This window comes from Streptomyces sp. WMMB303, from assembly GCF_029351045.1.
Taxonomy (GTDB): Bacteria; Actinomycetota; Actinomycetes; order Streptomycetales; family Streptomycetaceae; genus Streptomyces.
On sequence record NZ_JARKIN010000001.1, the window covers coordinates 3639167 to 3660308 of the forward strand.

Here is a 21142-nt window from a genome sequence, read left to right on the forward strand (position 1 = left end):
AGAACAGCCGTGTCACGCCCCCGCACCCCCGCCGACCGCCCGGTGATCGCGATAGCCGGACTCGGCATCGAGTCCTCCACCTTCTCCCCCGCCCGCACCCTGGCCCCCGCCTTCCATCCCTCGCGCGGTGAGGAGGTGCTCGAGCGCTACCCCTTCCTGGCACCCGGCCGGCAGCTGCGCGAGGCCGCCGAGTGGCACGGCGCGCTCGTCGGCAAGTCGCTGCCGGGCGGCACCGTCACGGCCGCCGCGTGGGAGGAGCTGACCGGCGAGCTGCTCGAGAGGCTCGCGGCGCTGCCCGAGCCGGACGGCCTCTGGTACGACATCCACGGCGCCATGACCGTCGAGGGCGTCGACGACGCCGAGGCAGTGCTGCTGGAGCGGATCCGCGCCACCATCGGCCCCCGCGTGACCGTCTCCACCTCCATGGACCTGCACGGCAACGTCTCGCGGGAACTCGTCCACCGCAGCGACCTGATCACCTGCTACCGGATGGCGCCCCACGAGGACCACATGGAGACCAAGGAGCGGGCCGTCCGCAACCTGGTGGACCTGCTGGCCTCCGGCGCGCCCCGCCCGGTCAAGGCGTGGGTGCCGGTGCCGGTGCTGCTGGCCGGCGAGCAGACCTCCACCCGCGTGGAGCCCGCCCGGAGCGTGTACGCGGCCGTCGAGGAGGTCGAGGCCGCCGATGGCGTCACCGACGCCGCGATCTGGGTCGGCTACGCCTGGGCCGACGAGCCCCGCAACCGGGCCGCCGTCGTGGTCACCGGCCCGGACGGGGACGCCGTCGCAGCGGGTGCCGAACGGCTCGCCCGCGGCTTCTGGGAGGCCCGCCACGACTTCGACTTCGTCGCCCCCACCGGCACCTTCGACGGCATCCTGGACGAGGCACTCGTCTCCGACCAGCGCCCGTTCTATGTCAGCGACACCGGTGACAACCCGACCGCGGGCGGCGCGGGCGACGTCACCTGGGGCCTGGCCCGGCTGCTGGAGCGCCCGGAGTTCCAGCAGGACGACGGCCCGACGGTGCTCTACGCCTCCGTCCCGGGTCCGGAGGCGGTCGAGACCGCCGTCGCGGCGGGCGTCGGCGCCACCGTCACCGTCACCGCCGGGGCCGAGGTCGACGACCGGCACGCGGGTCCGGTCACCCTCACCGGCGTGGTGCACGCCGTCCGGCACGGCGACCGGGACGCCGGGACCGAGGTCGTGATCCAGGCCGGCAGCGTCCACGCGATCCTCACCCGGCTGCGCAAGCCCTACCACCACGAGCACGACTTCACCGACCTCGGCCTCGACCCGCGCGGCGCCGACATCGTGATCGTGAAGATCGGCTACCTGGAACCGGAACTCGCCGAGATGTCGGCCGGCTGGAAGATGGCGCTCACCCCCGGCGGCGTCGACCAGGACCTGGTGCGCCTGGGCCACCACCGTATCCGCCGCCCGATGTTCCCCTTCGACCGCGGCATGGCCGACCCGGACCTGCGGGCCCGCCGCATCCCGGCCTCCGACCAGCCGCTGACCGGGGACGAGGAGTGACCGCCCGCCACGCCCTGGAGATCGCCGTCACCTCGCCGGCCGGTGCCCGCATCGCGCGCGAGCACGGCGCCGACCGGGTCGAGCTGTGCACCGGCCTGGAGCTGGGCGGCCTCACCCCGTCCGCGGCGCTGGTCGAGGCCGCCGCCGAAGCGGGCCCGCCGGTGCACGTACTGGTCCGCTGCCGACCCGGCGACTTCGTGCACGACGCCGAGGAGGTGGCCCTGATGGCCGCCGAGGTGCGGTCGGCCGTCGCCTCCGGAGCCGCCGGAGTGGTGATCGGGGCGCTCACCGCCCACGGAGCCCTCGACGTCCCCGTGGTGGCCGCGCTCGCCGAGGCCGCACACGCCGCGGGCCGGCCGGTGGAGGTCACCCTGCACCGGGCCGTCGACCAGGCCGCCGACCCGGTCGCGGCCGCGGCGCTGCTGCCCGGGCTCGGCCTCACCCGGGTCCTCACCTCGGGCGGCGCCGCCACCGCGGCCGAGGGGGCCGGGGTGATCGCCGCGATGGCCGCCGCCGCTGACGGCGTCGAGGTGATGGCCGGCGGCGGGGTGCGTCCCGGCACGGTCGCGGAGCTGCTCGCCGCGGGCGCCACCGCCGTCCACCTCTCCGCCAAGACCCGGGCCGCGCCCCGGCGCGGCGGGAGATGGGTGCCGCTCGGCGCCGCGGGCGCCTCGGCCGCGGAGGACGGGCACTTCGTCACCGACCCCGCCGTCGTCGCGGCAGCCCGGCGGGCGCTGGACGCTGCGGGCTGACCTCCGGCCGCGCCGGCCCGGGGGCGTGCCCCAGGACGCCGTCCCGGGCGCCTGATCGCGCCTGGTGGTTCACTCGGTTCCGCGGCGGAGTGAACGGTCGGGCCGTTCCCTGCCGTTCCCGCAGCGCGCCGTCGGGGCTCGCGCGCGGGCCCCGACAGTGCGGCCGGATCCCGGGGACGGGCGGAGCTGCCGTGCCCGGCAGGCCGTCAGCCGCGCCGGGCCGGGACCAAGCGCGTCCCCACCGCCAGCAGCACGCCGAACACGAGGAGGTACACACCCAGTCGGTCCTGCGGCACCGCCGATGACCACACCTTCCACGTCGAGGGTGTATAGCCGTCGGCCGCCAGGTAGGGCCCGTATGACCGGGGTGGCTGCGGCGCCCGGTCGTGTCCGCGCACCCACAGCAGCGCGCCCACGGCGGCGCAGGTGGCGGATATCGCGTACAGGGCCGCCGCACGCTGCCGAGCCGGTCTGCTCACGGGTTCCTCCTTCATGATCGCTGACGTGGTGGTGCGGGAAATTCTCGCCACCCGCACCGTCCGGACGCGCGTCAGGGTCGTCTTCTGCTGGCGTCGTCCCGGCTCCCCTTCCAGGCCTCACGACCCCGCGAGACACCTATTGCATCTTGGTTGCAACTACAATAAGCGTGCAAGAAAGCCGGATGTGAGGGAGTGGCCGTGTCCCGAGGACCGATCGTGCTCGGTATCGAATCGTCGTGCGACGAGACAGGTGCGGGGATCGTGCGGGACGGGCAGCTGCTGGCGCATGTCGTCGCGTCGAGCATGGACGAGCACGCGCGGTTCGGCGGTGTCGTGCCCGAGATCGCGGCCCGCGCGCATCTGCACGCCTTCAACCCCGTGGTCCGGCGGGCGCTCGACCAGGCCGGTCTGCGGCTGAGTCAGATCGACGCGCTCGCGGTCACCACCGGGCCCGGTCTCTCGGGCGCGCTGCAGGTGGGGCTCGCCGGGGCGAAGAGCCTCGCCTACGCGGTGGGAGCACCGCTGTACGGGGTGCACCATCTGGCCGGACACGTCGCGGCGGACACCCTGGAGCACGGGCCGCTTCCCGACCCCTCCGTGGTGCTGATCGTCTCCGGCGGCCACACCTCGCTGCTCCTGGTCCGGGACCTGGTGCGGGAGCCGATCCTGCACCTGGGTGACACCCTGGACGACGCGGCCGGTGAGTGCTTCGACAAGGTCGCCCGCGTGCTGGGCCTGCCGTATCCGGGCGGTCCGGCCGTCGACCGGGCGGCACGGGACGGCGATCCGCGGGCCGTTGCCTTCCCCAGGCCGTTGACGCGTCCCGGCGACGACCCGTACGCGTTCTCCTTCTCCGGACTCAAGACGGCTGCGACCCGCTGGGCCGAGCAGCACCGCCTCCGTGGCGAGGAGCCGCCCGTGGCCGACGGGGCCGCCGCCCTCCAGGAGGCGGTCGCCGACGTGCTGACCCGCAAGGCGGTCGCGGCCTGCCGCGCCCACGGCGTCGGGACCCTGGTGGTGGTCGGCGGCGTGGCGGCCAACTCCCGGGTCCGGGCCCTGGCGGAGCAGCGGTGCGCCACCGCCGGGGTGGAACTGCGCGTCCCGCCGCCGACGCTGTGCACGGACAACGGGGCGATGATCGCGGCCGTCGGTGATCTGCTGGTGCGCTCCGGTGCCGAGCCCGCGCCGCTGGGAGTGTCCGTCGACCCGTCGGCACCGCTGGAGTACGCGGCGCTCCAGCCGGGCACTCCGGCCGGTGCCGGGCGGGCGGCGTGACGGCCTCGGACCTCCGCGTCGTCCGGGGTGCCGCGCTGCTGGAGCAGGCGGAGGCGCTGCGCGGCGTGTACGTCGACGCGTTCTGCGCGCCGCCGTGGAACGAAGAGGTGGAGCGGGCCGCGGAGTTCGTGGCGCGGCTGCGGGAGGAGGCGTTCGGGCCCGGGTTCACCGCGGTGACGGCCGGCGGGGAGGGGCGTACGTCCGGCTTCGCCACCGCCCGCACGACTCCCGCCCGCCTTCCGGCCGGCCGCTGCTATCGGCAGGCGGCGGCCGCGCTGGGCGCGGAGCGTACCGCCGCGTGGCTGTGCGGCGCCCGGGAGGTCGCCGAGCTGGCCGTGCGCACCGCGGCCCGCGGCACCGGTCTCGCCGCCGCTCTGCTGGCCACGGTGGCGGCGGACGCTCCCGGAGGCCGCGTCTGGCTGCTGACGTCCGTCAGATCGCCGCGGGCCGTCTCGTTCTACCGCCGCCAGGGCTGGACCCAGGCCACCCATCCCGCCCCCGAGGGCGAAGGTGTCGTGGTCTTCCTCGGTCCGCGCCATCCCGCCCGATCCCTCGCCGCCCTCCCCCAGTAGCCGTCCGGAGCACTGCCTTGCACACCGCCGACATCCGCCGCCGCTTCCTCGACTTCTTCACCGAGCGCGGCCACACCCCCGTCCCGAGCTCGCCCCTGCCCACTCCCGACCCGACGCTGCTGTTCGTCAACGCGGGCATGGTGCCCTTCAAGCCCTACCTGACCGGGGAGCGGGCGGCGCCGTGGCCGCGCGCTGCCAGTGTGCAGAAGTGCCTGCGCACCCTGGACATCGAGGAGGTCGGCAGGACCACCCGGCACGGCTCCTTCTTCCAGATGTGCGGCAACTTCTCCTTCGGGGACTACTTCAAGCCCGAGGCCGTCGCCCTCGCGTGGGAGCTGTCGACGAAGCCGCAGCCCGAGGGCGGGTTCGGGCTGGATCCCGAGCGGATCTGGGTGACCGTCCACCACGCCGACACCGAGGCCCGCGGCATCTGGCGCGAGGTGGCCGGGCTGCCCGACGAGCGGATCGTCGCCCGCGGCGACGAGGACAACTTCTGGTCCATGGGCGTCCCGGGCCCGTGCGGACCGTGCTCGGAGCTGTACTACGACCGCGGCCCGGCCTACGGCCCGGCGGGCGGACCGGCGGTCGACGAGGACCGCTTCATGGAGTTCTGGAACCTCGTCTTCATGCAGTACGAGCGCGGCGAGGGCCCGGGCAAGTCCGGCTACCAGATCCTGGGCGAACTGCCCCGCCCCAACATCGACACCGGTATGGGCCTGGAGCGGATGGCGACCCTGCTGCAGGGCAAGGACAACCTGTACGAGACCGACGAGACCCGCCCGATTCTGGACCGCGCGGCCGAACTCGCCGGTGTCCGCTACGGCTCCGGCCCGCGGCGGGACGACGTCCTGCTCCGGGTGGTCGCCGACCACGTCCGCACGGCGCTGATGCTGCTGTCCGACGGCACCGCGCCGGGCAACGAGGGCCGCGGCTACGTCCTGCGCCGCATCCTGCGCCGCGCGGTGCGCTCCATGCGCCGGCTCGGCTTCCACGACCGGGCGCTGCCGGAGCTGCTGCCCACTGCGCGGGACTGCATGGCGCCCGGCCATCCCGAGGTGTCCGAAGGCTTCGCCCGTACAGCCGACCGCGCCTACGGGGAGGAAGACACCTTCCGCAGCACGCTGAGGCAGGGCACCACCGTACTCGACACTGCCGTCGCTAAGGCCAAGGCGGAGGGCGCGCGCTGGCTCCCGGGCGCGCAGGCGTTCCTCCTCCACGACACCTACGGCTTCCCGATCGACCTGACGCTGGAGATGGCCGCCGAACAGGGCGTCGAAGTGGACCGCGAGGGGTTCACCGCGCTGATGAACGAGCAGCGGGAGCGGGCCCGCGCCGACGCCCGCGCGCGCAAGTCCGGGGGTGCGGCCGACCTCTCGGCGCTCCGGACCGTTCTGGACGCACATGGCCCGACCGACTGGCGGGCGTGGGAGACGCTGACGACGGAGTCGACGGTCGTGGCCGTGCTGGGAGCCGAGGGTCCAGTCCCGGTGGCGGGCCAGGGCGGGCTGGCGACCGTGGTGCTGGACCGTTCACCATTCTACGCCGAGTCCGGGGGCCAGGACAGCGACGCGGGCCGGATCTCCGGGGCGTCCGGGGAGGCCGAGGTCGTGGACGTCCAGCGTCCGCTGCCCGGCCTGGTCGTGCACCGGGTGCGGGTGACCGGCGGCGAGATCGCCGCGGGGGACGCGGTGGTGGCAGCGGTCGATCCCGACTGGCGGCTCGGCGCCCGCCAGGCCCACTCCGGGACGCACGTCCTGCACGCGGCGCTGCGAGAGATCCTGGGCCCCACCGCCTTGCAGTCCGGGTCCTACAATCGGCCCGGATATCTCCGCCTGGACTTCCCCTGGCGCGGCGCTCTGTCCCAGGCGGTACGCAGCGAGGTCGAGGAGGTTGCCAACCGGGCCCTGCGCCGTGACCTGCCGGTCGGGGTCCGCTGGATGCCCTTGGCCGAGGCCCGGGAGATCGGCGCACTCGCGCTGTTCGAGGAGGCCTACGGCGAGCAGGTGCGGGTCGTCGAGATCGGCGGGGCCTGGTCCCGCGAGCTGTGCGGTGGCACCCACGTCGAGCGTGCCGCGCAGATCGGCACCGTCACACTGACCGCCGAGTCGTCGGTCGGTGCGGGGACCCGCCGGCTGGAGGCGGCTGTCGGTATCGAGGGCTTCGGCTATCTGGCCCGCGAGCGCGACCTGGTCGCGCGCATCGCCGGGCAGCTGAACGCGCCCCGCGCCGAGCTGCCCGAGCGGATCTCCGGGCTGCTGGAGCGGCTGAAGGCCGCAGACCGCGAGAATGCGCGTCTCATGGCGCAGGCCAGGACGGCCCGTGCCGCCGAGCTGGCGGACCGGGCGACCCGCACGGCGGACACCCTGGTGGTGGCCTCGACCGAGGACGGCACTCCCGAGGAGGCCCGCGCACTCGCCCTGGCTGTCCGCGACCGGCTGCCCCAGGACCGGCCCTGCGCGGTGGCCGTCGCGACCGCGGCGGGGGCACTCGTGCTCACGGTCAACGCGCGTGCCCGCGAAACGGGGCGGCACGCCGCCAGGATGGTGGCCGAACTCCTCGACGGACGCGGCGGCGGCACCGCGGAGATTGCGCAGGGCGGCGGCATCGCGGTCGGCGGGACGGCCGCGGTGCTGGCCAGGCTGCCTCGCATGGTGACCGGCGGCTGAACCGCGGCGGGGCCGCACTGTCGGGGCAGGCGCGGCCCGACGGCAGGGGACCCCGGCGGGTCGCACCCCGCTGTCCAGGTGACCCCGGCGGACCCGCCCGGCGGCCACGGTCAGCTGTTTCCTCCGCCGGTGTCCGAGCCGTGCACGGGCTCGACCTGCCAGGTGGCGGACAGCACGGCGGAGACGGGGCCACGCCGCAGGAGGCATCCGGACTCGAACAGCGCGGCGTCCTGGGCGAGTATCCGCACGGCGGGCAGATCGTGGCTGATGAACAGCAGTGCCGTTCCAGCCGGGGCGAGCAGCCGGGGCAGGGTGTCGAGGAGTTGCTCGCGGGAGACGGTGTCGAGGGCCGAGGTCACCTCGTCGCAGATCAACAGGGCCGGACGGGCTGTCAGCGCCCGTACCAGGGCACAGCGCTGCAGCTGGCCGCCGGAGAGCCGGCCGGGGGTGCGGCGCAGTGCGGCCTCCTCGAGCCCCAGCGAGGCCGCCGCTTCGACGGCCTCGACTCTGGCCCGTTCCTTCGGCACTCCGTGCAGCAGTCGTGCGGTGTCCGCGAGCTGCTCCAGCAGCGGCCGGTGCTCCTCGAAGGAGTCGGCGCTGCTCTGGTGCACGTACTGCACGGCGCGGCGCTGTGCGGCCGTGCGGCGGTCGATGCGGCGGGGCAGCGCCCGGCCATCCAGCCGTACCTCGCCCCGGGAGGGCGCGGTCAGCCCGGCCAGCGCACGGGCGAAAGTCGTCTTGCCCGAGCCGGAGGGGCCCAGCAGTGCGGTCCTGCTGCCGGGTGGGAACACCATCGAAACGGGCCCGGTGAGGGGATGGCCGGACCGGCGTTGTACGGCGAGGCCGTCGGCGGCGACGGTGCCCGGCCCCGCCAGGCACGCAGCCGCCCGGGCGACGGGTGTTGCGCGGCGCTCGGTGCTGGCTTCCGCGGCGAGCAGGTCCCGCGTGGCCCGGGGGCGCGCGGAAGGCCGGGCGGTGGCCGTCCGGGAGGGAGCGGAGGCCGGCACGGGTCCGCCCGTGCCGAGGAGGTCCGCGGTCTGGCCCTCGTCCACCGCGGTGCCGCGCTCCAGCACGAGGGTCCGGTCGGCGATCCGCCGTACCAGCGGCAGGTCGTGGCTGAGCAGCAGCACCGCGGTGCCGCGGTCCGCGAGAGCGCGCAGCGTCCGGCCCAGGTCGTGTGCGAGGGCAGGGTCCAGGCCGCTCGTCGGTTCGTCGAGCACCAGTAGTCCGGCTCCCGTCACCAGGGTCGAGGCGAGTGCGAGGCGTTGCTGCTGGCCGCCGGAGAGCTGGTGGGGGAAGCGGCGGCGGACGACGTCCCACTCCAGGCCGACACGGGCCAGTGCCCGGTGTGCGGCCCGGGTGCGCGCGCCGCGGTGCGGATGCCCGAGGGCGGCCAGTTCCCGCAGCGCCCCGCCGACCCGGCGGACCGGGTCCAATACCGTCTCCGGGTGCTGCGGCAGATGCGCGGCCCGCCCCGCTCGGGACGCGGAGCGGGCGGCAGGTTCCAGGCGCAGCAGGTCGGTGCCCTCGAGCAGGACACGTCCGGTCAGCCGCACTCCCCCGGGTGCGGCGCCGAGTGCCGCCAGGCCGAGTGTCGTCTTGCCGCTGCCGGAGGGGCCGACGACGGCGGTGACCGTCCCGGCCCTCACGGTCAGCGCGACGCCGTCCAGCAGGGGGCGTTCGGCGCCGCGGGCATGCGCGGACAGCTCGGCGAGGTCGAGGAGCGGGGTACGCGGGGGGCCGGTCACCGGCGGTGGCGCTTACTGGCGAGGGTGTGGTCCGCCAGCAGGTTGCCGCCGACGCACAGCGCCGTCAGCAGGGCGGCGGGGACCAGGACCGCGGCGGGCTGGGTGAACAGGGCGCCGCTGTTGCGCTCGATGAGGACGGCCCAGTCCGGTGAGGAGACCGGGAGTCCGAGGCCGAGGAAGTTGGCGGACGCCAGCAGGTAGAGCACGACGGAGAAGCGGCCACCGGCGTCGGTGGCCACGGGGGCGGCCAGTTCGCGCGCCAGATGGCGGAGGTGGATGTAGGCCCAGCCGTGTCCCTGCATCCGCAGAGCCTCGACGACCGTCCGGGTGCCGGGGGCCAGCGCCGCGCCGCGCACCAGGCGCGCCACGGCCGGGACCTGGAGCACTCCTGCGACCGTCACCAGCCAGTACCACTGCCGGTGCCCGGTGGCGGCCAGGGTCATCAGGACGAGCAGTCCCGGGAAGGCGATCAGCAGGTCAAGGCCCCGCATCACGGTCTCGTCCAGGCCGCGGCGGGGGCCGGCGGCCAGCAGGCCCAGGGGTATCCCCAAGGCCAGCCCGATCAGGAGCGCGCCCAGCGTGCTGCCCAGCACCGAGGCGCCGCCGTGCAGCACGAGCCACAGCACGTCGCGGCCCAGGACGTCGGTGCCGAGCACGTGCCCGGCACCGGGCGGCTGCGAGGGCAGCGCCCCGTCGGCCATCGGCGCCTCGCGGGCCGGCCACAGCAGGGGGCCCAGGAGTGCCGCGAGCACCGGCGTGCCGGCCAGCGCCAGGGCGGTCCACGGGCGGGACCGCCCGCCGGCCGGAGGGTCGGTGGTGCCGGCGGGCTGCCAGGGGCTCATGCCGTCACCTCCCGGCGAGGTGCCAGTCGGTGGGCGGCCAGGTCCCCGGCGACGTTCACCGCTACGGCCGTGCCGGCGAACAGCAGCGCGTACGCCTGTACCTGTGGAAGGTCGCGGTTCTGCACCGCCTCGACGAAGCCGCTGCCCAGTCCGCGGAAGCCGAACACCGCCTCCACCAGCACCGCGCCGCCCAGCAGTCCCTCCACACACCGGGCGAACTGCTGTGCGGCAGGCCCGAGTGCGCCGGGCAGTACGTGCCGCAGCACCACGGTGCGCTCGCGCACGCCCAGCAGCCGCAGGTGCGTGGCGACGGTGCTGTGCCGCTGTGCCGCAACCCCGGCACGGATCTGCCGTGCCAGGTCGCACAGGTGCCGGGCGGCCAGGACGGCGACGGGCAGCACCAGCACGCTCGGCTGCGCCAGCAGTGCGTCGGTGTCCATGCCGACGGCGGTGGCGGGCAGCACTCCGGCCGCCAGCGACACGGTGGCGACGAGCAGCAGCCCGAGCACGAACTCCGGGACCGCGTGCAGCAGCAGCGCCGCCGTGTTCAGGGCGCGGTCCAGGCGGCTGCCCTCGCGCAGCCCCGAGACGGTGCCCAGCACCGGCGCCACCAGGACGACCAGCAGCAGGGCGGGCACCCCGAGCAGCAGGGTCACCCCGGTCCGGTGGCCGAGATCCTCGCTCACCGGCAGTCCGGTCGTCGAGGAGGTGCCGAGGTCGCCGGTGAGCAGGTGGCCGAGCCAGTGCCAGAACCGGGCCCAGGCGGGTTCGTCGAGGCCCAGTCGCACGCGCAGGGCCTGGATCTGTTCCGGCGTGCCGAGTTCCCCGCGGAGCACGTCGGCGGTGTCGCCGGGTAGCAGGGTGCCGACGGCGAACACGGCGACGAGCACCGCAAGGCACTGCAGGGCCGCCAGGGAGCAGCGCCGCAAGACATATCCGCGCATCTCAGCCGAGGCGCACCCGGTCGAAGCGGGCCCAGGCGTGCGAGTTGGGCGGCGCGGCGCGCAGTCCGTGCACGGCGGGGCCGATGGCGTCGTTGGCGTCGGAGAAGGCCCACACCAGCAGTCCGGAGTCGTCGCGGGCGATCTTCTGGGCACGGGTGAGCATGGCCAGCCGGTCCTGCTCGTCGCGGGTGGTGCGGGCGCGTTCCAGCAGTGCGTCGAACTTCTTCGAGCCGAACTGCGTTTGGTTGCGCGCGGTTCCGCTGCGGAGCCGCTGCTGGAGGAAGTCGGAGACCGGCAGGGTGGAGGTGGTGTTGAAGGCGGCGACACCCTTGGTCTTGATCTCGCTGAAGTAGGTGCTGGAGGCGCGGGTGTGCGCCGTCAGTTTCAGACCCACCTCGCGGAGCTGGCGCCGCATCAGGTCGGCGGCCGGTTCCCATGCGGCGTCGACCGAGCTGGTCTCCACGGTGATCTCCAGCCCGTCGGCGCCGGCTTCCTTGACGAGTTTCCGCGCCTTCTCGACGTCGCGGCGGCGGGGTGCGAGGTCGTCGGGGTAGCCGCGCAGTCCCTTGCCGAACAGGTCGTCGCCCACCTGGCCGTGGCCGGCCAGCGCGACTCGGACCAGTTCCTCGCGGTCGAGCCCGAGCTGCAGGGCCCGCACCAGCCGCGGGTCGTCGAACGGTTCGCGGCCGGTGCGCAGCAGGAGCTGCTGGGCCGTGGCACGTTTCGCGGTCAGCAGCCGCGCCGAGCCGTCCTTCTTCAGCCGTTCCACGGAGGATCCGGCCATGTCGGCCGCGTAGTGCACCTGTCCGGACAGCAGCGCGTTGAGCCGGGCCGACTCCTCGTTCGCGGGGACGATCTCCAGCTCGGCGATGTGCGGGGCGCCGTCCCAGTGGTCGGCCCAGCGGCGGTATCGGGCGGTGCCTCCGGGGGTGAAGGACACGTAGGTGAAGGGTCCGGATCCGACGGGTTCGCGGAAGTCCCTCGTCCCGTCGGGGATGATCTCGGTACCGGGTCCGGCGAACACGGTGGGGAATTCGAAGTTCGGCGCCTTCAGCACGAGGATGAGGGATCGTCGGCCGTCCGCCCTGCTGGCGGAGAAGTCGATCGCGGAAAGCAGTTCCTGCGAGGGGGAGCCGGTGTCCGGGTCGGCGGCTCGGCGGTAACTGTAGAGCACGTCCTGCGCGGTGACCGGCTTCCCGTCGTGGAACTGCGCTTCGCGCAGACGTATCCGCCACCGGGTTCCCGAGGGGTCGCTCTCCCATGAGTCCGCGAGTCGTTTGCGGACGGACATGTCGTCGGCATACGTGCCGAGTGTGTCGTACAGGGCCTTGGCGCGGGCCTGGTCGACGAAGTTGGGGGCGACGTGCGGGTCGAGGGTCTCCTGGGAGCCGCCGGCGGTGAACGCGGCGCGGAACCGGTCGCCGTCGTCCGCGCTACTTCCGTCCCGGCCACAGCCGGTGAGCAGGCCAGAGCCGGCCAGTGCCAGTCCGCCTCCGGCTGCCAGCACTCCTCTTCTGCCGGGTCCGGGCCGTGGTGCCGGTTCCGTCCGGGCATGCCTCGTCACGGTCGATCCTCTCCGGGGTGTCCTCGCCCCTGCTGTCGGACCGGCGACGGGTCAGTCTCCTGGCTCCCGGATCGTCGCTCACCTCCGCCTTCCCGTTCGCGAACGGTGGCATGGTGGAGGGCCGCTCCCCGGTCACAGTGGCGGGACCGCGCCGGACTCGCACCGGCTTCCTGGTTCCCCTCGCCTCGTGGGCTCATTGTGACGCACGGGCCGACGGCCTCGGCACCGGGGCTGCCACCTGCGGCTCGGCCACGGTCGGCAGCTCGTCCTCGCATCCGGCGAGTGCGGCATACATAATTCCGGAGCGGGGCCGGTGAGCGGCGGCACCACCCCCTGGCGCGAACATCCTTGCGGGTCTAGCATCCCTGGTGTCCGCCGTCGGCGGACACACAACTTCATGCGTACGCATGCGGGGAAAGCCGGTGAGAATCCGGCGCTGACCTGCAACCGTGAGCAGCGGAGGGCCCTGAGTCCTGTGCTGCGAGCCGGAGCGCCCGATGCGGCACGTGCACCGCTTCCCACTGTCATGGTCCGCAGCGTGGAGCTCCAAGTCCCCGAGCCCGGACCCCTGCGCGCTCTTCTTCGGAAGAGATGCCGGGGGTTTTCGTACGGCCGGGGCCGGGGTCCCTGGTGCGGCCCCCGGATGAAGGGCCTCCGATGCCTCGCGTGTTACGCACCCTGGCCGCGGTGCTCGCCGTGCTGGTGGGCTCGGTCGGCGCCGGCCTGACGACGCCGGCCGAGGCTTCCGCGTCGGCGGCGTCCAGGGGCAGGGCCGGATACTGCCCGGATGCCGACGGGGTGACCGTGGTGGTCGACTTCCGGGAGCTGGGTGGCGGGACCCTGGTGCGGTGCGCGCCGGGAGGTCACCGCACCGGCCTGGCCGCGCTGAAGGCCGCGGGCATCGAGGTGACCGGCACCAACCGGTGGGGCGAGTCGTTCGTGTGCCGTCTGCTGGGCAAGCCCGGTCCGCAGCGCGAGCCGTGCGTGGACACTCCTCCGGCGAGCGCCTACTGGTCTTACTGGCACGCGCCCAACGGCGGCCGGTGGGCCTACAGTCAGCGCGGCGTCACCTACCGCACCCCGCCCCGGGGCAGCTTCGAGGGCTGGTCCTTCTCCCTCGACCACACCGAGAACGACGCTCCCCCGCCGCGTGTCGCGCCCCGGCGCCCCAGCACGGGCTCCGGGGGTGGTTCGGGCTCCGGCGGCGCCGGTCCGCAGCAGGGCGGCGGCGGGGCGGTCGGCGGCACCGGTGGGCGGGGCGGCAGCAGCGGGGCGGGAGGTTCCGATGGAAGCAGCTCCGGCCCCCAGGACCGCGGAAGCCACTCGACCGAGGGCGGCAAGGGCGAGACGGACGAGAAGAACAAGGGGAAGGACGGGAAGAAGCCGTCCAAGGGCAGCGCCGAGGACGACAGGCGCACCGAGGAGGCCCGGGGGTCGTCCGGTCCGGTGGCCGCTCCCACCGAGGCCGAGGACTGGCAGGGCGGGAATGCGGCGGGCGAAGACGCCTCTGGCTCCTCCGGTGTGCCGGTCGGAACCCTGGCGGGAGGAGCCGCGGCCGCGGGCCTCGCCGCCGCGGGAGGCGTGGCCGCATGGCGGCGGCGCAGGTCCAGAGGTGAGGACGCCACGACGCCGTGAAGCGTCCGCACCTGACACCCCTGTCGCGCACTGTCCACCCTGGCGCCTGGTGGCTGTGGGCGCTCGCTCTCGCCGTGGCCGCGAGCCGCACGACCAACCCTCTGCTGCTGGCGATGCTGCTGGGGGTGGCCGGGCTGGTGGTGGCGCGGCGCCGCGGCACGGCGCCGTGGGCGCTCGCCTTCCGGATGTACCTGTGGCTCGGCGCCTTCATCGTCGTCATGCGCGTTCTCTTCCGGGTCATCTTCGGCGGCGGCGAGGGCGAGCACGTCCTGTTCACGCTGCCTGCCGTGCCGCTTCCGGAATGGTCGGCGGGCATCCGGCTGCTGGGCCCGGTGGCTGCCGAGGAGTTGCTCGGCGGGCTCTACGACGGGCTGCGTCTGGCGGCGATGGTCGTGTGTGTCGGGGCGGCGAACGCGCTGGCGAATCCCAAGCGGATGCTGAAGGCGCTGCCCGGGGCTCTCCACGAGGTCGGCACCTCGGTCGTCGTCACGCTGACGGTCGCACCGCAGTTGGCGGAGAGCGTTGTGCGGGTGCGGCGGGCCCGGCGGCTGCGCGGGCGGCGCACCCGCGGTCTGCGCGCGCTCCACGGTATCGCCGTCCCGGTGCTGGAGGACGCCATGAACCGTTCTCTCGCCCTGGCTGCCGCCATGGCGGCGCACGGGTTCGGCCGTACCGGGCAGCTTCCCGTCCGTACCCGGGTGCTGACCGGCGCTCTGGTCATCGGCGGGCTGCTGGGGGTGTGCGCGGGACTGTACGGCGCGATGGGCTCGGGCGGTCCCGCCGGGCTCGGTACCCCGGTCCTGCTCGCCGGGCTGCTGCTGGCCGTCGCGGGGTTCCTGCTCGGTGGCCGGCGCGTCGTACGGAGCACTTACCGGCCGGACCGCTGGCGGGCTGCGGAACTACTGGTGACGGCCTGCGGACTGGCGGCCGCCGCGCTGATGTACGCCGCCGCCGGTTCGCAGGCCGCCGTCCTCCACCCCACCACCAGTCCGCTGATGTGGCCGGAGGTGACGCCGCTGCCCGCAGTGGCGGTGCTGCTGGCGTCGCTGCCCGCCTGGGCTGCGCCGGCTCCGCCCCGGCCGACCGTGCAGGAGGCACCCGCGTGATCCGGTTCGAGAACGTCACCTTCAACTACCCCGAGGCTCGCTTCCCTGCCCTGCGCGAGGTGGACCTCCGTGTCGAGGAGGGAGAGCTGTGCCTGGTCACCGGTCGGACAGGCGTGGGCAAGTCCACGCTGCTGAGCGCCGTCAACGGGCTGGTGCCGCGCTTCACCGGGGGGCGGCTGGCGGGCCGCGTGAGTGTGGACGGGGTGGACACCGCGGGCAGTCCTCCGCAGGAGTTCGCCGCGCTGGTGGGCATGGTGGGGCAGGACCCGCTGGCCGGCTTCGTCACGGATGTCGTCGAGGACGAGTTGGCCTACCGCATGGAGCAGTTGGCCGTGCCGCCGGAGACGATGCGCAAGCGGGTCGAGGAGATCCTCGACCTGCTGGGCATCGCCGAACTGCGCGACCGCCCGCTGCGTGCCCTCTCCGGCGGCCAGCAGCAGCGCGCTGCCATCGGTTCGGTGCTCACCTCGCACCCGCGCGTTCTGGTCCTGGACGAACCCACTTCCGCGCTGGACCCGAGCGCCGCCGAGGACGTGCTCGCCGCGCTCACCCGTCTGGTGCACGATCTGGGCACCACCGTGCTGGTCGCCGAGCACCGGATGGAGCGGGTGCTGCAGTACGCCGACCGGCTGGTGCACCTGACCGGGGACGGCCGGCTGCGGGACGGCGACCCCGCGACGCTGATGCGGGACACCGACGTGGCCCCACCGGTGGTGCGACTGGGCCGGCTCGCCGGCTGGTCCCCCCTGCCGCTGTCGGTACGGGACGCGCGCCGGAAGGCGGGCCCGCTGCGGACGCGGCTGGCCGGCCATCCGGCGCCTCCCGCCACTCGGGCCGCGGGAGGGACGGTGCTGCGAGCCCGGGGTGTGACGGTCACCTACGGCGAGCTGGTGGCGGTCCGCCACGTCGGGCTGGATCTCGCGGAAGGCCAGGTCACGGCGCTCATGGGGCGCAACGGGTCGGGCAAGTCCTCCCTGCTGTGGGCTCTCCAGGGGTCGGGGCCGCGCCGCTCGGGCAGCGTGGAGGTCGCCGGGCAGGACCCCGGCACGGTACCGCCGGAACAGGCGCGCGCTCTGGTCGGGCTGGTTCCGCAGACGGCGAGCGATCTGCTGTATCTGCCCACTGTGGAGGCCGAGTGTGCCGAGGCGGACGAGGAGTCGGGCGTGGAGCCCGGCACGTGCGCCGGTCTGCTGGGTTCCCTGGCGCCGGACGTCCCGGCCCACCGGCACCCCCGGGACCTGTCCGAGGGGCAGCGGCTGGCGCTGGTGCTGGCGGTACAACTGACCGCGGCCCCGGGGGTGCTGCTGCTCGACGAGCCGACCCGGGGCCTGGACTATCCGGCCAAGGAGACTCTCGGCCGCATCGTGCGGGACCTGGCGGCGCGCGGCCGGTCGGTGATGGTGGCCACACACGATGTGGAGTTCGCGGCGCGGGCCGCCGACCGCGTGGTGGTGATGGCCCAGGGGGAGGTCGTCGCCGACGGGCCGACGGCCCAGGTCGTGGTCTCCTCCCCCGCCTTCGCCCCCCAGGTGGCCAAGATCCTCAACCCGCAGCCCTGGCTGACGGTGGAGCAGGTCGCCGACGCCCTGCACGCGGCGGAGGTGGCGAGTTGACCGATACCTGGCCGCACTCCCGCCCTCGGGCCGGTGCCGGTCCGGCGCACCGGGAGCAGCGCGGGCGGCCGGGCGGCGGCACGTACGGACGGCTGCCGCTCCGCGGGGGGCGGCACGTCCTGCCCCGCAGCAGCGCCGGATCCGGGGCACAGCCGGGTGCCGGCCCGGCGCCTGTGGTGCGGGTGGGGCTGCGGACGGCCCTGGTGCTGCTGCTGGTTTCGCTGGCGGGGTTGGCAATGTTCTGCTGGCCGCTGCTGATGCCGCCGACGGCCCGGTCCGTCGGCCACTCGGCGGATGCGCCGCTGCTGTTCGTCCTGATCATGCCGATGCTGCTGGCGGTGGTCCTGGCCGAGATGTCCTCCGGCGGGATCGATCCCAAGGCGCTGGCGATGCTCGGTGTGCTGTGCGCGCTCAACGCGGGGCTGCGTCCGCTGGGGGCGGGGACGGCCGGGATAGAGACCGTCTTCTTCCTCCTCGTCCTGGCCGGGCGGGTGTTCGGACCGGGCTTCGGTTTCGTGCTCGGCAGCCTCTCGCTGTTCGCCTCGGCGCTGCTGACCGCGGGCGTCGGGCCGTGGCTGCCGTTCCAGATGCTCGCCTCCGGCTGGATCGGTCTCGGGGCCGGGCTGCTGCCCCGGCGGATCTCGGGACGTGCGGAGATCGCCATGTTGGCGGTCTACGGTGTGCTGGTCGCCTACGTGTTCGGCTTCCTGATGAACATGTGGTTCTGGCCCTTCACCGCCGGAGCGGACACCCAGCTCTCCTTCCAGGCGGGTGCACCGGTCCTGGAGAACCTGCACCGGTTCGCGGTCTTCACCCTCGTCACCTCCACCTTCGGCTGGGACACCGGCCGTGCCCTGACCAACCTGGCCGCGATCTTGCTGACCGGACCCGCCGTGCTGGCGGTGCTGCGCCGGGCCGCGCACCGCGCCGCCTTCGACGCGCCCGTCGTCTTCGGCGCGTCCACCGGCCGTGCCCCCGCCCCTCCCCCCGAACCGGCCGGTGGTCACACAGCGGCCGACACCGAAGGAGACTCCGTATGAGAGCCCTACGCCCGGGCCGTCCCGCCCCTCCGGTCCCCCGGCGCGCTGCTGCCACCGCCGGTCTGCTGGCTTCAGCACTGCTGCTGCCCGCCGCGGGTGCGCAGGCATCCTCCCCGGCACGGGCCGCCGAACCCGCGGCGGCACAGCAGCCGAAGGCACCGGCGAACGCGGCGGCCACCTGGATGGCCGGACAACTTACGGACGGCAGCAACGCCTCCGGCGACCACGGGTTGACCGCCGACATCGTCCTGGCCCTCGCCGCCACCGGGACGGGGGGCCGGACCGCGGACCGGGCCACCGACTGGCTCGCGGCCCGGTCCACCGACTACATCGACCGCGGCACCGCGGGCCGTGTGTTCGCCGGCGGCACCGCCAAGCTCGCGCTCACCGCAGCCGTCCAAGGGCGCGATCCGAGGAACTTCGGCGGACACGACCTCGTGCGGCTCCTGCTCGGACGGATGCAGGACAATGGACGCTTCACCGACGACCTGCCCTCCGGGGACGGCTCCAACCAGTTCACCCAGTCGCTGGCCGTTCTCGCGCTCGACCGGACCGGGGACCTGCCCGCGAAGGCGGTCGACTTCCTGGCCGCCTCACGTTGCGCCGACGGCGGATATCCGCTCACGTTCAAGTCGGACCCCGCCAAGTGCAGGTCGCACACCGACAGCACGGGCCTGGCGGTGCAGGCGCTGCTCGGCGCCGGGCGCACCGCGGCCGCGAAACCCGCTCTGGACTGGCTGGAGAAGCAACAGCTGGACAACGGCGGCTTCCGGGACAACGGCTTCGGTACTCCGCCCCCGAATTCCAACTCCACCGCCCTCGACGTGCAGGCGCTTACCGCGGGCGGCCGCGTGGAGGCGGCCGGCAGGGGAGTCAACTGGCTGCGCAGCATGCAGGTCGGCTGCGCGGCCCCGCCCGAGGACCAGGGTGCTGTCGGCTACAGCGAACCCAAGGCCGACGGTATGGCCCTGCGTTCGACCGCGCAGGTCGTACCGGCCCTCGCGGGCAGGTCTCTTGCCGATGTCGACGGCAAAGGGGCGGCGGACGAACTGGTTCCGGTCACCTGCGGCCCCGGTGGGGGCACCAGGGGCCCGGGCGGCAGCCCGGGAGGCTCGGACGGCGACAGCGACGGCGACGGTGGTGACGATGGTGACGGCGGCACCGGATCGGGTCCCGGGAACGGCGCCGACGGCGGCCAGCAGCCGGGCGGCGACGATCCGACCGCCGGGGGCGCCACCGGAGGCAGCAGCACAGGCGGCGGTGCGGAGCCGGCAGGCGCGTCCGGAGCAATCGGCGGCAAAGGTGCGCTGGCGAGTTCCGGCACCTCCGGCGCCCTGCCGCTCACCGGTGCGGCCGCCGCACTGCTGCTGGCGGGGACCGGCAGTGTCGTAGCCGCCCGGCGCCGACGACACGCCCCTCGCGGCGGCCGTTGAGAGGTTCCCGGTCGGCCCGTCCCGGCCGCATGCTGCAGGACGCTGCCGCAGCGGCAACCGGGACGGTTGGCCACCTGCTTCCCCGGTGGGAGGGAGGCGGCGTGCCCGAGGTGTCCGCGGACGATGCGCGCGCCACCGGGCCGACGCGCATGCGCAGGTCAGGACGGCTCGCCGCGGGGCGGGCCCGGGCCCGCCCCGCGGCGAGCCGCATACAGAGAAGCACCCCTACAGGACCCTGAGATGAGGAGAACACCCGTGTTCCGTACGGCCGCAAGACCCCAGCACCCGACGCGCTTCCGCGCCCTCCTGCTGCTGCTCGCCTCGTTCGGCATGGTGATGACGGCGGCGCCCTCCGCTCTCGCCGCGGAGTCCGCCCCGGCCCTGAGCGCGCCGGTGACCGTCCAGCTGACCGTCACAGGTCCCTCCGGCACCATCTTCGATGGCGACATCAGCACGACGGGGCACGACGTGACCACCGCCTCCGGGGGAACCCACACCTGCGACGGCACCAACAACGACGCCAACCCCTCGCCCGTGGCCACACCCACCGCGGCGCTCGACGACGCAGCCGGGCAGGAGGGCTTCACCTGGGACGGCACGTGGTACGCCTCGTTCGACGACTACTTCGTCACCACCATCGCGGGCAGTGCCGGCGGGGCCGACGCCTACTGGAACATCTCCGTCAACGGCACTTCCACACCGGTGGGCGGCTGCCAGTTCGCGGTGGCGGCCGGCGACGAAGTGGCCTTCACCTGGACCGAGCTGTAGCCCACCAGAGGTACGGATCCCGACAGCGGCAGGGGCCTTCGGCACCTGCCTGGCCGGGATCGCCGGAGGGCGACCGGCCGCGCGGCGTCGCCGGGCGGGCCGCCCTTCAGCGGCCTTCCGGATCCTCCAGCAGCCGGAGCGAGGCTGCCGTGTCCAGGGCGGCGCGGACGAAGGCCAGTTCGGAGGGGCGGTCTCTGGTCGAGGTCCGCCGGATGACGGTGATGCGGCGCCTGATCGGGTCCCGGAAGGGGAAGACGTCGACGTTCGCCGGCCGCAGTGGCAACGCGAGTTCGGCGACCAGGGTGATACCGAGGCCCGTCGCCACCATCGCCATGGCCGTGGCCTGCTCGTCGATCTGATGCGCGATCCGCGGGGTGAAGCCGGCCGTCCGGCACACCGCGCACAGGGCCCGCCCGAATTCGGTGTCGGTTCCGGAGGCGACCCAGGAGCTCCCGGCCAGGTCCTTGAGGTCGACGGGGGTGCCCACGGCCGCGCGTTCCCGGTCCGCGGACCTCGGCGCGGCGGCGGTCCCGGCCGGCTGCTCTGCGGACGGGCCGGAGGCCGCCGGTGTGCTCAGGGTGCCGTGCGGGGCGACGAGGTAGAGCTGCTCCACGCCGACGAGGGTGCTCTCCAATGCGCCGTCCAGGGCGCCGGAGCCGGGGGCCGTGGGATAGTCCAGTACGAACGCCAGGTCGAGATCACCGTCCCGTACGGCGGCCTGGGTCTCTTCCGGTACGACCTCCCGGGTCCTGACGTGCACCCCGGGGTGGCGTTCGGTGAGGGTGGCCAGCGTGGGCGGCACGAGGGTTCCGGCGAGGGTCGCCAGTACGCCCACGGTCAGCTCTGCGGTGAGGGTGTCCCGCGCCTGTTCGAGCGCGATCCGGGCGCGCTCCTCGGCGGCCAGGATCTCCTCGGCGTGCTGCGCCAGCACGCGCCCGATCTCGGTCAGCCGGACGCGGCGCCCGACGTGTTCCAGCAGCGGCACACACACCTCCCGCTCCAGCGCGGCCAACTGCTGGGAGACGGCGGAGGGCGTGTAGTGGAGCGCGGCCGCCGCCGCGGTGAGGGTGCCGCGCCGGGAGAGCTCCCGGAGCATGCGCAACCGGTTCAGCGAGAGTTCCATTAACCAAATCTAATGAGATCGCTGAAGGTTTTCCCGATGGACGTGAAAG

17 protein-coding genes and 2 riboswitches are annotated in these 21142 nt (G+C 74.3%); of the genes, 11 read left to right on the plus strand and 6 right to left on the minus strand.

What is annotated here, in order from left to right; genetic code table 11:
* Positions 1–9: 9 nt before the first annotated feature.
* Together P2424_RS16195 and P2424_RS16200 are read left to right on the plus strand one after the other, a co-directional pair.
* Positions 10–1533, plus strand: coding sequence for a M81 family metallopeptidase (locus P2424_RS16195; protein WP_276476434.1), 1524 nt, complete (start codon positions 10–12; stop codon positions 1531–1533).
* Positions 1530–2285, plus strand: a complete 756-nt coding sequence (locus tag P2424_RS16200; protein ID WP_276476435.1) for a copper homeostasis protein CutC — start codon at positions 1530–1532, stop codon at positions 2283–2285. The genes P2424_RS16195 and P2424_RS16200 overlap by 4 nt, the downstream gene beginning before the upstream one ends.
* A gap of 206 nt (positions 2286–2491) precedes the next feature.
* On the opposite strand, the gene P2424_RS16205 is transcribed toward P2424_RS16200, so the two are convergent.
* Positions 2492–2764, minus strand: a complete 273-nt coding sequence (locus tag P2424_RS16205) for a hypothetical protein (protein ID WP_276476436.1) — start codon at positions 2762–2764, stop codon at positions 2492–2494.
* A gap of 198 nt (positions 2765–2962) precedes the next feature.
* Between P2424_RS16205 and tsaD the strand changes: the two genes are divergently transcribed.
* From tsaD to alaS, 3 genes are read left to right on the plus strand one after another with little or no spacing between them, the layout of a single operon-like run.
* The gene (tsaD, locus tag P2424_RS16210; RefSeq protein WP_276476437.1) at positions 2963–4039 is read left to right on the plus strand and encodes a tRNA (adenosine(37)-N6)-threonylcarbamoyltransferase complex transferase subunit TsaD; all 1077 of its coding nucleotides are present in this window, start codon (positions 2963–2965) and stop codon (positions 4037–4039) included.
* Positions 4036–4611 carry a GNAT family N-acetyltransferase gene (locus P2424_RS16215; protein ID WP_276476438.1) on the plus strand — a complete coding sequence of 192 codons (576 nt, stop codon included), beginning with the start codon at positions 4036–4038 and terminating at the stop codon, positions 4609–4611. The genes tsaD and P2424_RS16215 overlap by 4 nt, the downstream gene beginning before the upstream one ends.
* 17 nt (positions 4612–4628) lie before the next feature.
* Positions 4629–7277, plus strand: coding sequence for an alanine--tRNA ligase (gene alaS / locus P2424_RS16220; protein ID WP_276476439.1), 2649 nt, complete (start codon positions 4629–4631; stop codon positions 7275–7277).
* Between the two features lie 110 nt (positions 7278–7387).
* On the opposite strand, the gene P2424_RS16225 is transcribed toward alaS, so the two are convergent.
* The 4 genes from P2424_RS16225 to P2424_RS16240 are packed head-to-tail and all read right to left on the minus strand — an operon-like array spanning position 7388 to position 12318.
* Positions 7388–9025, minus strand: coding sequence for an ATP-binding cassette domain-containing protein (locus P2424_RS16225; RefSeq protein WP_276476440.1), 1638 nt, complete (start codon positions 9023–9025; stop codon positions 7388–7390).
* Complete coding sequence (locus tag P2424_RS16230; protein ID WP_276476441.1) at positions 9022–9867, minus strand: ABC transporter permease subunit; 846 nt, start codon at positions 9865–9867, stop codon at positions 9022–9024. The genes P2424_RS16225 and P2424_RS16230 overlap by 4 nt, the downstream gene beginning before the upstream one ends.
* Complete coding sequence (locus P2424_RS16235) at positions 9864–10811, minus strand: ABC transporter permease (RefSeq protein WP_276476442.1); 948 nt, start codon at positions 10809–10811, stop codon at positions 9864–9866. Before P2424_RS16235 ends, P2424_RS16230 begins: the two co-directional genes overlap by 4 nt.
* Position 10812: 1 nt before the next feature.
* Positions 10813–12318: an ABC transporter substrate-binding protein gene (locus tag P2424_RS16240; RefSeq protein WP_276476443.1), complete on the minus strand. Its 1506-nt coding sequence runs from the start codon at positions 12316–12318 to the stop codon at positions 10813–10815.
* A 109-nt stretch (positions 12319–12427) separates the two neighbouring features.
* Positions 12428–12551, minus strand: a riboswitch (cobalamin riboswitch).
* Between the two features lie 207 nt (positions 12552–12758).
* Positions 12759–12892, plus strand: a riboswitch (cobalamin riboswitch).
* Positions 12893–13032: 140 nt separating this feature from the next.
* Between P2424_RS16240 and P2424_RS16245 the strand changes: the two genes are divergently transcribed.
* From P2424_RS16245 to P2424_RS16270, 6 genes are all read left to right on the plus strand, one after another.
* Positions 13033–14010 carry a hypothetical protein gene (locus P2424_RS16245; RefSeq protein ID WP_276476444.1) on the plus strand — a complete coding sequence of 326 codons (978 nt, stop codon included), beginning with the start codon at positions 13033–13035 and terminating at the stop codon, positions 14008–14010.
* Positions 14007–15116, plus strand: coding sequence for a CbiQ family ECF transporter T component (locus P2424_RS16250; RefSeq protein WP_276476445.1), 1110 nt, complete (start codon positions 14007–14009; stop codon positions 15114–15116). Before P2424_RS16245 ends, P2424_RS16250 begins: the two co-directional genes overlap by 4 nt.
* A complete protein-coding gene (locus P2424_RS16255) occupies positions 15113–16729 on the plus strand; it encodes an ABC transporter ATP-binding protein (RefSeq protein WP_276476446.1) in 1617 nt (538 codons plus the stop codon). The genes P2424_RS16250 and P2424_RS16255 overlap by 4 nt, the downstream gene beginning before the upstream one ends.
* Entirely contained in the window at positions 16726–17769 is a 1044-nt protein-coding gene (locus tag P2424_RS16260; protein WP_276476447.1) for an ECF transporter S component, read from the plus strand. The genes P2424_RS16255 and P2424_RS16260 overlap by 4 nt, the downstream gene beginning before the upstream one ends.
* A complete protein-coding gene (locus tag P2424_RS16265) occupies positions 17766–19202 on the plus strand; it encodes a peptidase (RefSeq protein WP_276476448.1) in 1437 nt (478 codons plus the stop codon). Before P2424_RS16260 ends, P2424_RS16265 begins: the two co-directional genes overlap by 4 nt.
* Positions 19203–19532: 330 nt before the next feature.
* Positions 19533–19970, plus strand: a complete 438-nt coding sequence (locus tag P2424_RS16270; RefSeq protein ID WP_276479001.1) for a DUF4430 domain-containing protein — start codon at positions 19533–19535, stop codon at positions 19968–19970.
* A gap of 106 nt (positions 19971–20076) precedes the next feature.
* Here the strand turns inward: P2424_RS16270 and P2424_RS16275 are convergent, their stop codons facing one another.
* Positions 20077–21093 (minus strand): LysR substrate-binding domain-containing protein, encoded by a 1017-nt coding sequence (locus P2424_RS16275; RefSeq protein ID WP_276476449.1) that lies wholly within the window; start codon positions 21091–21093, stop codon positions 20077–20079.
* Between the last annotated feature and the right edge of the window lie 49 nt (positions 21094–21142).

What these genes read in the sequence shown, in the direction of transcription:
- P2424_RS16275 (WP_276476449.1), bottom strand. Translation starts at nt 21,093, where the DNA reads ATGGAACTCTCGCTGAACCGGTTGCGCATGCTCCGGGAGCTCTCCCGG.
- P2424_RS16235 (WP_276476442.1), bottom strand. Translation starts at nt 10,811, where the DNA reads ATGCGCGGATATGTCTTGCGGCGCTGCTCCCTGGCGGCCCTGCAGTGC.
- P2424_RS16245 (WP_276476444.1), top strand. Translation starts at nt 13,033, where the DNA reads ATGCCTCGCGTGTTACGCACCCTGGCCGCGGTGCTCGCCGTGCTGGTG.
- P2424_RS16230 (WP_276476441.1), bottom strand. Translation starts at nt 9,867, where the DNA reads ATGAGCCCCTGGCAGCCCGCCGGCACCACCGACCCTCCGGCCGGCGGG.
- P2424_RS16270 (WP_276479001.1), top strand. Translation starts at nt 19,533, where the DNA reads ATGGTGATGACGGCGGCGCCCTCCGCTCTCGCCGCGGAGTCCGCCCCG.
- P2424_RS16265 (WP_276476448.1), top strand. Translation starts at nt 17,766, where the DNA reads ATGAGAGCCCTACGCCCGGGCCGTCCCGCCCCTCCGGTCCCCCGGCGC.